The organism is Paractinoplanes aksuensis (genome assembly GCF_024137025.1).
Taxonomy (GTDB): domain Bacteria; phylum Actinomycetota; class Actinomycetes; order Mycobacteriales; family Micromonosporaceae; genus Actinoplanes; species Actinoplanes aksuensis.
The window spans coordinates 69,167-83,886 of the sequence record NZ_JAMYJR010000040.1 but is presented as its reverse complement, the minus strand read 5'-3'; the positions used below and the strand labels follow the sequence as shown (position 1 = coordinate 83,886).

At 70.9% G+C, this 14,720-nt stretch carries 9 protein-coding genes and 1 pseudogene; 6 read left to right on the top strand and 4 right to left on the bottom strand.

Features of this window, described 5'->3' with window-relative positions:
- The first annotated feature begins 8 nt into the window (after positions 1–8).
- Positions 9–1,694 carry an alpha-amylase family glycosyl hydrolase gene (locus M1L60_RS35320; RefSeq protein WP_253241898.1) on the top strand — a complete coding sequence of 562 codons (1,686 nt, stop codon included), beginning with the start codon at positions 9–11 and terminating at the stop codon, positions 1,692–1,694.
- A gap of 35 nt (positions 1,695–1,729) precedes the next feature.
- Here the strand turns inward: M1L60_RS35320 and M1L60_RS35315 are convergent, their stop codons facing one another.
- Positions 1,730–2,947 (bottom strand): HEAT repeat domain-containing protein, encoded by a 1,218-nt coding sequence (locus M1L60_RS35315; RefSeq protein ID WP_253241897.1) that lies wholly within the window; start codon positions 2,945–2,947, stop codon positions 1,730–1,732.
- A gap of 65 nt (positions 2,948–3,012) precedes the next feature.
- Between M1L60_RS35315 and M1L60_RS35310 the strand changes: the two are divergent.
- Positions 3,013–3,417, top strand: a pseudogene (locus tag M1L60_RS35310) (sigma factor); the annotation flags it as partial.
- 159 nt (positions 3,418–3,576) lie between these two features.
- On the opposite strand, the gene M1L60_RS35305 reads toward M1L60_RS35310, so the two are convergent.
- Positions 3,577–5,217 (bottom strand): GMC oxidoreductase, encoded by a 1,641-nt coding sequence (locus M1L60_RS35305; protein ID WP_253241998.1) that lies wholly within the window; start codon positions 5,215–5,217, stop codon positions 3,577–3,579.
- A gap of 52 nt (positions 5,218–5,269) precedes the next feature.
- Here M1L60_RS35305 and M1L60_RS35300 point away from each other — a divergent pair, with 52 nt between their 5' ends.
- The 4 genes from M1L60_RS35300 to M1L60_RS35285 all read left to right on the top strand — a co-directional run bounded on the left by M1L60_RS35300 (position 5,270) and on the right by M1L60_RS35285 (position 11,042).
- Positions 5,270–6,028, top strand: a complete 759-nt coding sequence (locus tag M1L60_RS35300) for an alpha/beta fold hydrolase (protein ID WP_253241896.1) — start codon at positions 5,270–5,272, stop codon at positions 6,026–6,028.
- A 69-nt stretch (positions 6,029–6,097) separates the two neighbouring features.
- Positions 6,098–7,720 carry an AMP-dependent synthetase/ligase gene (locus M1L60_RS35295; protein ID WP_253241895.1) on the top strand — a complete coding sequence of 541 codons (1,623 nt, stop codon included), beginning with the start codon at positions 6,098–6,100 and terminating at the stop codon, positions 7,718–7,720.
- Positions 7,717–9,150, top strand: a complete 1,434-nt coding sequence (locus M1L60_RS35290) for a flavin-containing monooxygenase (RefSeq protein ID WP_253241894.1) — start codon at positions 7,717–7,719, stop codon at positions 9,148–9,150. The genes M1L60_RS35295 and M1L60_RS35290 overlap by 4 nt, the downstream gene beginning before the upstream one ends.
- A 302-nt stretch (positions 9,151–9,452) precedes the next feature.
- Positions 9,453–11,042, top strand: a complete 1,590-nt coding sequence (locus M1L60_RS35285; RefSeq protein ID WP_253241893.1) for a serine/threonine-protein kinase — start codon at positions 9,453–9,455, stop codon at positions 11,040–11,042.
- Between the two features lie 3 nt (positions 11,043–11,045).
- On the opposite strand, the gene M1L60_RS35280 is transcribed toward M1L60_RS35285, so the two are convergent.
- Together M1L60_RS35280 and M1L60_RS35275 are read right to left on the bottom strand one after the other, a co-directional pair.
- A complete protein-coding gene (locus M1L60_RS35280; RefSeq protein ID WP_253241892.1) occupies positions 11,046–13,343 on the bottom strand; it encodes a hypothetical protein in 2,298 nt (765 codons plus the stop codon).
- A 47-nt stretch (positions 13,344–13,390) separates the two neighbouring features.
- Positions 13,391–14,647, bottom strand: a complete 1,257-nt coding sequence (locus M1L60_RS35275; protein ID WP_253241891.1) for an RICIN domain-containing protein — start codon at positions 14,645–14,647, stop codon at positions 13,391–13,393.
- Between the last annotated feature and the right edge of the window lie 73 nt (positions 14,648–14,720).

The window sequence follows — 14,720 nt, the reverse complement described above, 5'->3', positions numbered from 1 at the left end:
TGGCCGCCATGGGTCGTGAATGGCTGGCTGACGCCGTGATGTACGAGATCTATCCGCAGTCCTTCGCGGACTCCGACGGCGACGGCGTGGGCGACCTGCGCGGCGTCATCGGCAAGCTCGACCACATCGCCTCGCTCGGGGTGAACGTCATCTGGTTCAACCCGTGCTTCGCGTCGCCGTTCGTCGACGCCGGCTACGACGTGTCGGACTACCTGACGATCGCGCCGCGCTACGGCACCAACGACGACATGGCCGAACTCGTGGCCCGGGCCCGCGAGCGGGGCATCCGGATCGTGCTCGACCTGGTGGCGGGGCACACGTCGATCGAGCACCCCTGGTTCCAGAAAGAGCTGAACGCCGACGGCCCCGACCCCGAGGGCGACCGGTACATCTGGAGCGAGGAGTTGCCCGAGCGCACGTGGACCCGCGAGCAGCCCGGCACCCCGGCCTGGGTGCGCTCGCCCGGCCCGCGCCGCGGCTACTACCTCAAGAACTTCTACGACGAGCAGCCCGCCCTGAACTTCGGCTGGGTCGACCGCCCGCAAGCGGTAGCCGATGAGGTGCCGCCGCGAGCCGCGGCCAGTGAGGTGCCGCTGCAGGACGAGACCGATCAGCCGGCCGACGTGCGGATCGCGCGGCCCGGGCGCGACCCGGTCGACGGGCCCGGCCCGCGTCGCAACCGGCAGGCGCTGAAGGACATCATCGGCCACTGGCTCGACCTGGGGGTCGCCGGCTTCCGCGTCGACATGGCGTTCTCGCTGGTCAAGGACGAGGAGCTGACCCAGGGGTACGCCAAGACGGTCGCGCTGTGGCGCGAGATCCGGGAGTGGCTCGAGGTCGCCCACCCCGACGCAGTGCTGATCCCGGAGGGCGCCGAGCCCCGCGTGGGCGGGCCGCTGGCCTTCGACGCCGACTTCTTCCTGGTCATCAAGGACGCGCACGCCAGCCTGTTCAACAACCAGTACGCGGGCCGGCTGCCCTTCCAAGCCCCGCGCGAGCCGTTCTTCGACGCCGAGGGGCGCGGCAGCACCCAGCCCTTCCTCGACGCCTGGGCCGAGGCCCGCGCCGACCACCCGGACCGCGCGATCATCCTCGCCACCGCCGACCACGACTTCGACCGCCTGCGCTGCGGCCCCCGCACGCCCGAGCAGCTCGGCACCGCGCTGACGTTCCTGTTCACGTGGGGCAGCGTTCCCTGCCTGTATTACGGCGACGAGATCGGCATGCGCTACCTGCCGGGATTGCCGAACGTCGAAGGCTCGATCTGCGACCCGGGCTACAACCGGGCCGGCTGCCGCACCCCGATGCAGTGGGACGACAGCCCGAACGCCGGCTTCTCGACGGCCGAGGCGGACAAGCTCTACCTGCCCATCGACCCCGCCCCGGACCGCCCGACCGTGGCCGCCCAGCAGGACGACCCGGCCTCGACCCTCAACTTCGTCCGCGAGCTGATCGCGCTGCGGCAGGCCACCCCGGCCCTGGGCACGCGAGCGTCGACGCGGCTCGTCTCGACGGGTTACCCCCTGGCGTACGTCCGTGGCGACTCCCATCTCGTCGTAGTGAATCCGCGCCGCGAGCCGGCCACCCTGAGCTTCAGCGGTGCCACCCCGATCTGGGGCTCCGGAATCGACACCCACCCCGACGAGCTGCGAGTGTCCGGCTTCGGCTACGGCATCTTCACCCTTCCGACCTGAGCCACCCCCCGGCGCGGCGGCCGCCCGGCGGGGCGCTACGGAGTGGTTGCCGCGTCGATATAGGCCCGCATCTTGTCGGCGTCGGAGGGCAGGCCGTAACTGCCGATCAGCCAGGCGAAATTGCCGAACGCGCGCTCGAGGAACAGCCAAGTCGAAGGCGAGTCGGCCAGGACCCGGACCACCCGTTTCTGGCGCTCGGTGAGGTCGTCGAAGAGGGTGCCCGCGGCGGTCGAGCCGTCGGGGAAGACCCGCCGCAACGCCTCGCCGACCACGGGCAGCGCCTCGACCCCGGTCACCGCCGGGATGCGGCCCAGCAGAACGTCGAGCGCCTCGTCGGAGTCGTCGGGCAGCACCAGCGCCAGCGACCGCGCGGCGTAGCCGGCCAGGTCGCCGTCGAGATAGGGAACGTCAGTGGCCTCACCGTTGCCCGCCAAGCGGAGCAACTCGTCGACCACCGCGCGAGGTGCCGCGCGCCCGTGCGCCTTGGCCAGCGCGATGGCCGCCGCACCCCGGACCACCGGGCGTGGATCATCCAACGCGCCCTCGGCCGCCGCGCCCAGCAACCCCAGGGACAACGCCGCAGTCGCCGCCACCGAAGCGTCGCCGTCACCGACCGCGCCGCCAAGCGCAGAGGAGACGGCCGCGGCGCCGAGCGCAGAGGAGACGGCCGCGCCGCCAAGCGGAGTGGAGGCGGCCGCGCCGCCGAGCGCAGCGGAGATTGGCAGCCAGCCCAGGGCGTACGCGGACATGCGCCGCACGGCAGGGGAAGGGTCGGAAAGCAGGGAGACGAAGAGCGGCACCCCGGCCGCCACCGCCTCGTAGGCGTTCAGCTCGACCCGCGCCAGCAGCCTGTTCTGGTCGGCCTCGTCTAGCACGTCGAGGCGGGCCCAGCCGCCGTCGCGCAGCAGCGCATCGCCCCCGGCCGCAGCCGCCCGCAGGTCGGCCAGGGGGAAGCCGCCGGGCAGGTAGGACTCGTCGTAGCCGATCGCCAGCGCCACCAGCAGCTCGATCAGCGACTCGCGGGACGGCGTGGACGGCTCGGCCACGAGTTCGAGCAGGAACGGCACGGCGTGCGCGCTCGCCTCGTAGCGCGTGCCCTGATGAAAGATGTTGCCGAACAGGTTCCACAGTGATTTCTTGCGCACGTCGGCGTCGTCGGAGCGCAGCGCGCGCAGCTGACCAGGCACATCGTCGGCCGGGCCATAGGCGTGACGGAGGTCGGACCAGGGCACGTCATCCAGCTTTTCGAACACGGCGAGACCCTACTGCGGCCCTACGACATTTTTCCTCGCTCGACCGGTCGTGACAGAGTGGAGCGATGGCGGCCGAGGTGTTCGAGCGGTCGCGGGGGCGGTCGGAGGCCATCGCCTACCGGTTGCTGGGGTCCGCTCAGGACGCCGTGGACGCGGTCAGGACACGTTCCTGCGCTGGCAGGGGGCAGACCACCAGTCCATCCGTACGCCGGAAGCCTGGCTGACCAAATTGCTGACCAACATCTGCCTGAATCAGCTGACGTCGGCCCGGGCGCGTCGCGAGAGCTGACGCCGCCTCGACCCGCAAGATCGTCGAGGAGTTCCTGGCCGCGGCCCTGGGCGGGGAGATCGAGCCGTTGGTCCGCCTGCTGACCGACGACGCCACAGGTGTGGCCGACGGCGGCGGTCGCGTCCCGGCCCGCGGCACCCCGACGTTCGGCGCGCTCGCCATCGCGCGGCTGCTGCGCGGCGGGCCGCCACGACGGCATCCTGCAGTTCACGACGGCCGACGACCGGCCCACGGCGACCGTGATCACCGGCCACCGGGCCGAACGGATCAAGGAGTGGGTCTGTTCCGGAGCGTTCTGGGGCGTGGCCCATCCGACGATGATGCTGCCGACCCGCCGGCGTCAGATCCGCAGCGCTCCGGGGGCATCGGCCGGGACTGCCGGTCGTACGGGAAAGACCGCAGCCACCCGGCGGTAGGGCGCACCCAGTGGGGGCCGCGGATCGGGCTCGCCCGCGTTGGGCCACAACGACAGGGCGCGCTCGGCCAGGGCGGTGATCGTCAGCGACGGGTTCACGCCCAGGTTGGCGGCCACCGCCGAGCCGTCGACGACGTGCAGACCGGGGTGTCCGAAGATCCGGTGGTACGGGTCGATCACACCGTCCTCGGGGGCCGTGCCGATCGCGCAGCCGCCGAGGAAGTGGCCGGTCACCGGACGCCCGGCCAGCTCGGTGGCGGCGCCGAGGGGAACGCCGTCGACCAGCGCCGCCGCGCGCCGGGCGACGTCGTGGGCGGCCGGCACCCAGTCCGGGTTGGGCGCGCCGACGCCCTGGCGGGTGCGCAACCGTCCGCGGCGCCGGTGCACGGTGATGGAGTTGTCGAGCGACTGCATGGCCAGCAGGACGACGGTCTGTTCCGACCAGTGCCGGGGCCAGGCCAGCAGCCGCAGGTGGCGCCGGTCGCGGACGAGTTCACGCAGGCCGGCGGTCAGGCGGGAGCGGCCGCCGGTGTCGTCGACGAGCACTGTCGACAGCAGGGCCAGCAGGTTGCTGCCGCGGCCGTAGCGGACGGGCTCGACGTGCGTGTCGGCGTCGACGTGGATGGACGAGGTGATGGCCACACCGCGGCTGTAGTCGGTGTCGCGGCGGCGGGTGCGGGCGCCGAGGATCGACTCCGAGTTGGTGCGGCTGAGCTCGCCCAGCCGCGGCGACAGGTGGGGGAGGCGGCCGCGGTCGCGCAGACGGTGCAGCAGCCGCTGGGTGCCGAGCGCGCCCGCGGCGAAGACGACCTGGCCCGCCGTGAAGGTGCGTCGGCGGAGGCCTCCGGTGCGGTGTGTGTGCACGGTGAAACCGCCGGACGCCCGGGCGCGTACGTCGGTCACGGTCGTCAATGGGTGGACCGTGGCGCCCGCCTGTTCGGCCAGATACAGATAGTTCTTGACGAGCGTGTTCTTGGCCCCGACCCGGCAGCCCGTCATGCACGAGCCGCAGAATGTGCAGCCCTCCCTTTCCGGGCCGGCGCCGCCGAAATACGGGTCCCGTTCGCTCGGCCCGAAGTGCACCCCCACCGGCGTACGGCGATAGGTCTTCTCCACGCCGAGCTGAGTCGCCACTTCGTGCAGCACCTGGTCGGACGCGGTCTCCTTCGGGTTCTCGGCCACGCCGAGCATGCGCTTGGCCTGGTCGTAGGCCGGGGCCAGTTCGGTTTTCCAATCGGTCACCATCGACCACCGCGGATCGTCGAAGAAGCGGTCGGGCGGCTCGTAGAGCGTGTTGGCATAACCGAGCGATCCGCCGCCGACTCCCGCTCCTGACATGATCAGCACATTGTCGAGAAGGGTCAGCCGCAGGATGCCGAAGCAGCGCAGCGCGGGCGCGAACAGATAGCGGCGCAATCGCCACGAGGTGCGGGGGAGCTGGTCGTCGGTGAAACGGCGGCCGGCCTCGAGGACCCCCACCCGGTAACCCTTCTCGGTCAGGCGCAGCGCGCTGACGCTGCCCCCGAAGCCGGATCCGACGACGAGCACGTCGTAGTCGTACGCCATGGCGTACGGTGACACCGTTGTTGGCAGCGTGTCAATAAGCGAGGTGGGTTCCGTGCAGTTTCACCGTGCGGGCGCCGGAAGTCCGCTGGTGCTGATCCACGGGATCGGCAGCCGGTGGCAGGTGTGGAAGCCGGTTCTGCCCGCCCTCACCGCGCATTTCGACGTGATCGCGGTCGATCTGCCGGGCTTCGGTTCCTCGCCCCCTGACAGCGGGCCGGGCGACGTTCCGCACTTCGCCGACCGGGTCACCGAACTGCTCGATTCGCTGGGCGTCGTGCGGCCCGCGGTCGGTGGCAGTTCGCTGGGTGGGGGAGTGGCCCTGGAATTGGGCCGCCGCGGTGTGGCCCGGGCGGTGACGGCCTTCGCGCCGGTCGGTTTCTACGGGTCTTTCGGGGCGCGCTGGTGCCAGGGAACTGTGGGTGCGGCGCGGGGTGGGGGTGCTGTGCTCGGGCCGGTTCTGCCCGCTTTGCTGCGGACCCGGGCCGGGCGCGCCGCGCTGTGCGGGATCTTCTACGCGCGCCCGCTGAGCCTGACCGCGGACGAGGCCGTGGCCGACGCCCGGGCGCTGGTGGCCGCGCCCGGTTTCGCCGATGCCCGCCGGGAACTGGGCCGGTGGCGGTTCGCCGGGGCGGGCAACGGGCCGACGACCGTCGCGTGGGGGACGCGCGATCTGGTGCTGCCCTCTCGCCAGGCGCGGCGGGCGCGGCAGTTGCTGCCCGAGGCCCGGCACGTACGCCTGAAGGGGTGTGGTCATCTGCCGTTCGGCGACGATCCACAGGCGTGCGCGCAGCTGCTCCTCGAGACCGGCTGAGCCCTATTGGCACACTGCCAACAGGCTGCTAGTTTCGGCTCACATCCTCGACGGCTAGGGCGGTCTGCCATGAGCCACTCCACATTGGTCGAAGCTTTCCGGCGTACGGTCGCCGAGCGCCCCACCGAGGTGGCGCTCCGCGTCGCGGGCGGCGGTCCCTCCTACACCTGGTCGGCGTACGCGGCCGAGGTCGCCCGGATCGCCGGCGCCCTGCGCGCGGCCGGCGTGGGCCCCGGCGACACCGTGGCCCTGCTGCTCACCAACCGGCCCGAGTTCCACTTCTACGACACCGCGGCCCAGCACCTCGGCGCGATCCCGTTCTCGTGCTACAACTCGTCGTCGCCGGAGCAGATCGAGTACCTGCTCGCCGCCTCGGGGGCCGAGGTGGCGGTGACCGAGCGCCGGCTGGCGCCCGCCTTCGCGATCAGCAAGCCCCGGCACCTGGTCGTCGTCGACGACCCGGACACCGTACCGGTGGGAACCGATCTCGACCTGGACACGGCCACCGTCGCGCCGGACGACCTGCTGACGCTGGTCTACACCTCGGGCACGACCGGGCACCCCAAGGGCGTCGAGATCACCCACGCCAACATGGTGGCGATGCTCGAGGCGACGGCGCCGCTGCTCGGCGTGCGGCCCGGCGAGCGCGTCATCTCGTTCCTGCCCGCCGCGCACATCGCCGACCGGTGGGGCTCGCACTACATGAACGTGTGGTGCGGCACCGAACTGACCACGCTCGACGACCACCGGCAGATCCTGGCCGCGCTGGCCGAGGTGCGGCCCACGCTGTTCGGCGGCGTGCCCCAGGTGTGGCAGCGGCTGGTGGCCGGCCTGCGCCGATTCCCCGACCCCACCATGCGGGCCGCGATCGAACAGGCTGTGCAGATCGCGGTTCCCCTGTTGCGCGACGGTCAGCCCGTTCCGCCCGAGCTGGAGCAACGAGTGTTCGGCCCGTTGCGCGCCAAACTGGGCCTCGACCAGGTGCGGATCGCTATCACGGCCGCCGCGCCCACCCCGCCATCGATCGTCGAGTACATGAACTCGATCGGCGTGCCGCTGATCGAGGGCTGGGGCATGTCGGAGGTGTCCGGCCTGGGCACGCTGGTGCCACCGGGGCGGATGCGCACGAGCACGATCGGATTGCCGGTGCCCGGTCTCGAGACCCGCCTGCTCGACGACGGCGAACTGCTCGTGCGCGGGCCGATGGTCAGCCGCGGCTACCGCGAGGGCGCCCCGACCGTCGACGAGGACGGGTGGCTGCACACCGGCGACGTCGCCACCCAGGACGAGGACGGCTACCTTCGGTTGATCGACCGCAAGAAGGAGCTGCTCATCACCAACGGTGGCAAGAACATCGCGCCCGCCGGTGTCGAGCTCGCGCTGCGCACGGCGTGCCCGCTGATCGCCCACGCGGTGATCGTCGGGGACAACCGCGACTACCTGACCGCCTTGATCGTCATCGAGCCCGAGCTGGCCCCCGACCCGCTCGACCCGGCGGTCGGTCAGGCGGTGGCGGCCGGGGTCGCCGCGGCCAACGCCACCCTGTCCCGGCCCGAGCAGATCAAGGCGTACGAGATCCTGCCCGACCAGTGGCTGCCGGGCGGCGACCTGGTCACCCCGACCATGAAGGTCCGCCGCCACGCTGTGCTGCAGCGGTACTCGGCCCAGGTGGAAGCGCTGTACACGCGGTGAAGCCCCGCATCGTCATCATCGGCGCCGGGTTCGGCGGCATCGCGGCGGCGGCCGCCCTGCTGGAGTCCGGCTTCGGCGATGTCGTGCTGCTGGAAAAGGCCGCGTCCATCGGCGGGGTATGGCGCGACAACACCTATCCCGGCTGTGCGTGCGACGTCCCGGCGCCGCTGTACTCGTATTCGTTCGCCCCCAATCCGAGCTGGAGCCGCCGTTTCCCGGCGCACGACGAGATCCTGGCCTACCTGCGATCGACGGCGGCCGAACTCGGCGTCGAGTCACGGGTTCACCTGAATGCGGATGTCACGTCGGCGATCTGGACCGGAGCCCACTGGTCGGTGTCGACACGCGACGGCACCGAATACGAGGCCGACGTTCTCATTCCGGCGGTCGGTCAACTCGGGAACCCCGTGCTGCCGCCTATTCCGGGCACCTTTGCCGGGCCGGCCGTGCACACCGCCCGCTGGCGCGCGGACCTGCCGATCGACGGCGCCCGGATCGGTGTCATCGGAACCGGAGCGAGTGCCATCCAGCTGGTGCCGGAAATCGCGGGCCGCGCCGCCCACATCACCGTTTTCCAGCGCACCCCGCCGTGGACCCTGCCCAGGCCGGATCGCCGCTATGGTGCCGGGCGCCATTTCGCGTACGGGAAAATGCCTTTGTTGATGCGGCTGCCGCGAGCCGGCGTCTGGGCAATGACGGTCGTCACCGGCCGAGCCATTACTGGTGGCCGCATCGCGGGTGGCCTCGTGCGCACGGCTTCGCGGGTCCAGCGCCGTCTGCAGGTCCGCGACGCGGAGCTACGGGCCCGGATCACGCCGGACGAGCCGATGGGCTGCAAACGCGTCCTGTTCACCAACCGGTGGCTGCCGGCTCTGTCCCGCCCCGACGTCTCATTGGTCAACGAAAAAATCGTCGAGACCACTTCCACCGGTGTGCGAACCGCGGACGGTGTTGTCCACGAGTGCGACCTGCTGGTCTATGCCACCGGGTTCGCTGCCACCGACTTTCTGGCCGGGATCACGGTGACGGGCCGCAACGGCCGCCCGCTGACCGAGGAATGGGCGACCGGCGCCTACGCCCATCTCGGGATAGCGGTTCCCGGCTTTCCCAACCTGTTCCTGATGTACGGCCCGAACACCAATACCGGCAACACCTCGGTGTTGTATTTCATGGAGCACCAGGCCGCCTACATCGTGCAGGCGGTGCGACGCGTCGCCACGAGCAGAACCCCCTTGGAGGTTCGGCGCTCGGTGGCCGCGGCCTTCGACACCGAGATCCAGCGCCGCCTCCGGCACAGCGTCTGGACCGCCTGCCGGAGCTGGTACCGCAACGCCGCCGGCCGCATCGTCACCAACTGGCCCGGCCAGGCCTCCGAATACCGCCGCCGCGTCGCCCGCCTGAACCCGTCCGACTACGCGACGGAGGAGTAGCAATTCGGGGCGTCACCGCCAGTCATGGCTACCATTACCCGGCCGCCCCCGCCCGTGAATCGCATTCATTTTATTGTCGATCTCCCTTTATGGAATTGTTGCGGGCATGCCGTGCCCTGACCGGGCAGCCATCGCTACCTGCATGTTCAGGCTGATGCGGCCCTTGGTCGACCACCCCTGAGAGCGTTATCCGACTTCTTGTGCCGCCCCGCGCGACGGACTGAGGATCGCCTCGGCAGTTTCGCCTGTGTACGGTGCAGATCAATCCAACAGATAACGCTCTGTGATAGGCGGCCGCCGACGTGACTGCGAGCTCCTTACGCCCCGGCGACCCGGACCGTCTCGGTCACTACCGGCTGCTCGGCCTGCTGGGCGAGGGCGGGATGGGGACTGTCTATCTGGCCGAGACGCCGGACCGCCGCCAGGTCGCGATCAAAGTGATCCGGCCCCGCCTGGCCACCGAGGCCGGTTTCCTGGACCGGTTCCGCAGCGAGGTAAAACGGGTCCGGCAAGTGCCGCCGTTCTGCACCGCAGAGGTGCTCGACGCCGACGTGAACCACGATCCGCCCTATCTGGTCGTCGAGTACATCGACGGGCCCAGCCTGGCCGAGATCATTCAGGAGCACGGCCCGCTCTCGGGCAGCCAACTGCACAGCATCGCCATCGGCGTCACCACCGCGCTGGCCGCGATCCACGACGCGGGCATCGTGCACCGCGACCTCAAGCCGGCCAACGTTCTGCTGGCGCCGCTCAGCGCGCCGAAGGTGATCGACTTCGGCATCGCCAAGGCCCTGGACGCGACCAATGCCCACACCGAGCCCGGTCTGTTCCTCGGCACGATCGCTTACATGGGACCGGAAAGGTTCCGGCCGGACGGAACGGCCCGGGTCGGCACCGCGAGCGACATCTTCGCCTGGGGCGCCGTTGTCGTCTACGCCGCCACCGGCCGGACGCCGTATCCCCACGACACTCTCATCGCGACCGCAGGCGGTCTGCCCCTGCCCAGCCCTGATCTGTCCGGTCTGCCGCGCCCGCTCCGCGGCCTGGTCGCCCGGGCCCTGCAGGAGGACCCCGACCTCCGGCCCACCGCGCACGAACTGCTGGACGAGCTGATCCAGGCCGGCGCGGCCGGCGACCAGGTCATCCGGGCCAGCCTGCAGACCCACCCCGGTCTGCGCCGGGCCGCTTCCGCCGTGCAGCGCACTGCGCCTCAGCCCGGCCGGGAGACGCCGGCCACCCTCGAACAGCCGCCCGCCTCGTGGCTGCGATGGCTTCCGCCCCGGATCGTCGCCGCGGTCGCGGCCGTCGCCCTGGCCGCCGGCTTCGGGGCCTACCCGGCCACGTCCCGTCTGCTCGATGCCGGCCCCGGCCCGGTCGCCGGTGCGGTCAGCGACTCGCCGGTGGACCGGCGGACCGACAAGCCCAGCCGGGCCGAGCGGCCGACCCGCTGCACGCTCGAAGGGCCGCTGCGGGCCGACTCGAGCGAGCCCCGCGCCTTCACGTGCCCGCCCGCGGCCGCAGGCGCGGATCAGACGATCAGCGCGAGCATCGCCCTCGGCCGGCCGCAGTCCTGCGCGGCGATCTGGACCCACGCCAATGCCACCGGTTCCTACCGCATCGTCGTCTGTGCCGGCCAAGTCTCGATCGACTGTGCTTACCGGAACAAGACCAGCTCCCTGGCCACCGCGCCGGTGCTGACGGGACTCCGGCACCGGGTCGAGATCGTCAGCTCCGGCCCCGCGATGACGGTGCTCGTCGACGACAAGCCCGTGATCAGCCGGCCCGGCCTCGAGCCTCGTCTGCGTCCCGGCGCGGTCACCCTCGGAACCACCACCACCCGGCAGGCGGACTCGGTCACTTTCTCCGATGTCACCGTCACGACCGTCCCGTGAGGGTCAGGTCGAGCGGCTCATCCGGGCGAAGGACAGGACGAAGATGGTGGAGAGCAGCCATCCGATGAGGGTGGCGATGTTCAACCACCAGTCGACCAGTCCGCCGTGGGTGGCCCTGCTGTTGGCGTACCAGGTGGCTCGCTGACCGAGCGAGATGAGCGGCACCACTGTGTCGATTGCGTACAGGACCGGGCTGAAACACCGGACCTGACCCTCGCCGCACGCGTCGGCGCGGGGCGGGAGTTCGCTCGCGCCCGCGAAGTCGTTGGGGCGGCGCTCGTCGGGAGCGACGGTGACGATCCGCCCGTCGGTGGCGTAGACGTTGCCGCGTTCGTCCGTCGCGCGCATGGTGTCGTCGACCGCCGGGATCTGGAACGAGACGGCCACGGCCACCAGCAGGCCGAGCAGCAGCCACAACACCCGGCTGGGCCGGAACCCGTAGCCCACCGTCCAGCCGAAGGCGGCGTCCAGCGCCCGGCGGGGCAGCCGGACCCGGCCCGTACGGCGGGCCGCATGTCGCTGTTCGATGAGGATGGCCTCGGCCTCGGCGGTGTAGCCGTGACGGCGGAACACCGAGGCGAGATGCTCGTAGGGCCCGGCGTCGTACTCGGTCTGCCGTTTCAGCCACTCGCAGCGCTTGCGGTGGTCCCAGACGACCGCGTGGCCGCCGCCCTCCGGGTGGTCGAGCCGGTCGTAGGTCAATCCGGAGACGATGAACTTCTCCGGCCAGCGGTCGGGGTCGTCGACCAGCAGGGGAGTGGTGGCGTTGGTGAAGTCGACGCTCGGGGTCGCCTGGATCCAGCCCAGATGAAGCCCGCCCCGCGCGGTGGCCGAGGCCGCCTCGATCGCGTGCTGGCTTCGCTGGTCGGGCCGGACCGGAGGGCAGTCGAACGAGCCGTCCCGGCATTCCAGGCGGCCGTCGATCGTGATCCGGTTGAGCAGGACCGTCCCGGTCGACCGGAAGCCGTCCCACAACATCACGGAGCCGCCGACCGTGCAGTCGAAGAACGAGAGCGCCACCCCGCCCGGGTTGTGGAAGACCGCCCGGGACGCGTCGATCTCACCCTTGACGGTCGCGCCCCGGAAGCGCACCCAGCCCCGGTCGGCGTGCAGCCCCGACAGCCACAGGTCCCCGTCCACGGTCAGGCCCGAACCGGTGATCAACCGCCCCTGGCGAGGCTGCGACAGGAGTACCCCGCTCAAGTTCAGCCGGCCGCACACGTGCAGACCGACCAGCAGCATCTCGCCCTCCACGACCGTGCCGGGCGACAGGCCGAGGCGCGACCGCACCTCGCTGTTCGACAGGTTGACCGCGACCTGACCCGGGGCCCGGAACGCACAGGTGCCCTCCACGCTGAACGAGCCGAACTCGCTGAGCGACATGTCGGTGCCGCCGTTGATGCGGCACTCGCCCTCCAGAGTCAGTTCGCCACCCACGCTGAGGCGTGGGGCGTTTATGGCCGTGCCGGTCGTGCGCTTGCTCCCGTACGGACCGGCGAGCGGGATGGCCGAGGCCCCGACGACCGTCGCGTCCCGCACCAGGAACTGGCCGCCGATGCGGGCGTTGCCGAGGTCGATCCGGCCGTTGATCGTGGGCGGCCGTCCGGTGGCGGGCACGGCGATCAGGAACAGGCTTCCTCCCACCTGCACCTCACCCAGGTCGAGGGCCAGACCGCCGGCGTCGCTGATGTGCGCGCCGGTCAGGTCGAGGGAGCCGTCGATGCGCGCACCGACCATCCGTACCTCGGCGTCGGCGGTGAAACCGTGCAACAGACGAACAGTGCTGCCCACCTGCATGCGGTCGGCTTGAAGCGAACGCTCACCCGCGGTGTGGATGGTGGTGTCGACGCAGAGCAACCGGCCGCCGATGCGCGCCTCGCACAGCCAGATCGCGGCCCGTTTCGAGGTGCTGGCGCTGGTCCGGTGTTCCCCGGTCACGACCGAGCGCGAGAGGTTGAGGTCGCCCCGCACCTGCAACCCGTTGGCCAGCAGGCCCGGCAGCGCGGGCGAGTCGGTGATGTGCAGACTCGAGACCTGGGCGTTCTCGAAGATCGGGGCGGCCTCGAACTCGCAGTTCTCGAACCGCAGCGGGAAATCGACCGTGGTGCCCGCCAGGTCGAGCTGTCCTCGGACGCGGACGCCGAGCAAGCAGAGCCCGCGCGGATCCACCTCGGACGCGCCCGTCGTGCAGCAACGCCGGACGACCTCGGCGTCGACCGTCCGGCGTCCGTGGCCCTCGATCGCCCCGCCGGCGCGGCCGGTGCGAAGGAGTTCGCGGTAGGTGACCGGGCGTGCACGCATGCCGTCACCGTAGCGGCCCCGCGGGTCGATCCGCGGGGCCGGTCAGCTCAACGAGTGAGGCGGAAGCTCTGGGCGGCGGTGCCGTTGCAGGTGTACTGGACCAGTTGGGTGCTGTCGGCCTGGGAAGCCGCCGGCACGTCGAGGCACTTGCCGCTGTTGCGGTTCACGAAGTGGTAGTAGCCGCTGCCCTCGCTCACGGCCTGCCACTGCTGGTTGGCGCCACCCCCGTACGCCCAGGTCTGGATCGGGGCGTTGTCGGCCGTGGACACGTTGGCCACGTCGAGCGCCTGGGCCGCGTTGCTGCGCTGGTTGATGCGGACGTAGCCGCCGCTGGTCGGCGCGAACTGGTACTGCTGGGCGTTGCTGCCGTTGCACGTGTACTGCTGGATCGCCGTGCCGTTGACCGTGCCGGCGGCGCGAGCGTCGACGCACTTGCCGCTGTTCTTGTTGACCACCGGGTACCAAGTGGCCGGGTCGATCGGTTGGTCCGTCGGCGGTGGGGTCGTCGGAGCGCCGGCCAGCCACTTGATGCTGTTGATGAGCCACGTGTTCTGCTGCGGGCTGGCGAAGGTGGACGACGTACGCGTCTTGGTCTCGTAGTTCATGGCGTTGTGGCCGAAGTTCGTGTAGACCATTTTGTAGTTCCGGTTCGACCAGATCAGCGGGTAGTAGCCGCTGCGCCACTGCTGATTGGGGTCGGTGCCGACCGGGAAGCTGGAGGCGTCGATCGAGGCCAGGATGTCGATGTCGGGGTTCTGCCGCAGGTCCCGGCTCCATGAGTACCACTCGCTGACCGACGACTGGATCGTCGCGGGCAGCCCGGCCGTGGTCGGGTGCGGGCCCAGCCGCAGCGTCTCGGCCGTCGGTCCCCACGTGTTGGTCGCGAAGTTGCCCGAGCCCAGGAACGTGTTGTAGTACCAGCTCCACTCGCTGGCGTTCGTGGTGAACGCGCTGACATGGAAGCCGAGGAAACCGCCGCCGTTCTCCATGTACTGCTGGAACGCGGCCCGCCGGTTGGCCGGGGGACCGTCGTCCAGGAACATGATGACCTTGTAGCCGGCCAGCCCGGACGCGCTCAGCCGGCTCCAGTCGGTGGTCGCCTCCCAGGTGAAGCCGTTCTGGGCGCCGGCCTGCGGGAACCACTCCCGCGCTTCCTTGTCGAAGTCGATGTGGGCGTCGTCCCACGTTCCGTTGTAGAACGCGAGCACCTTGAACGGGTCGGCCGCGTGGGCCGGTTGGATCGGCATGATGACGGCGCCGACCAGCACGGCAGCCGCCGCGAGGGCGCGTTTGAGCAGACGCATGGCGATACCTCAGGGGATGAGTGCGGGGATGGGGGGCGGCGCCGCGCTCTCATCCTGAGGCATCGACGGGACT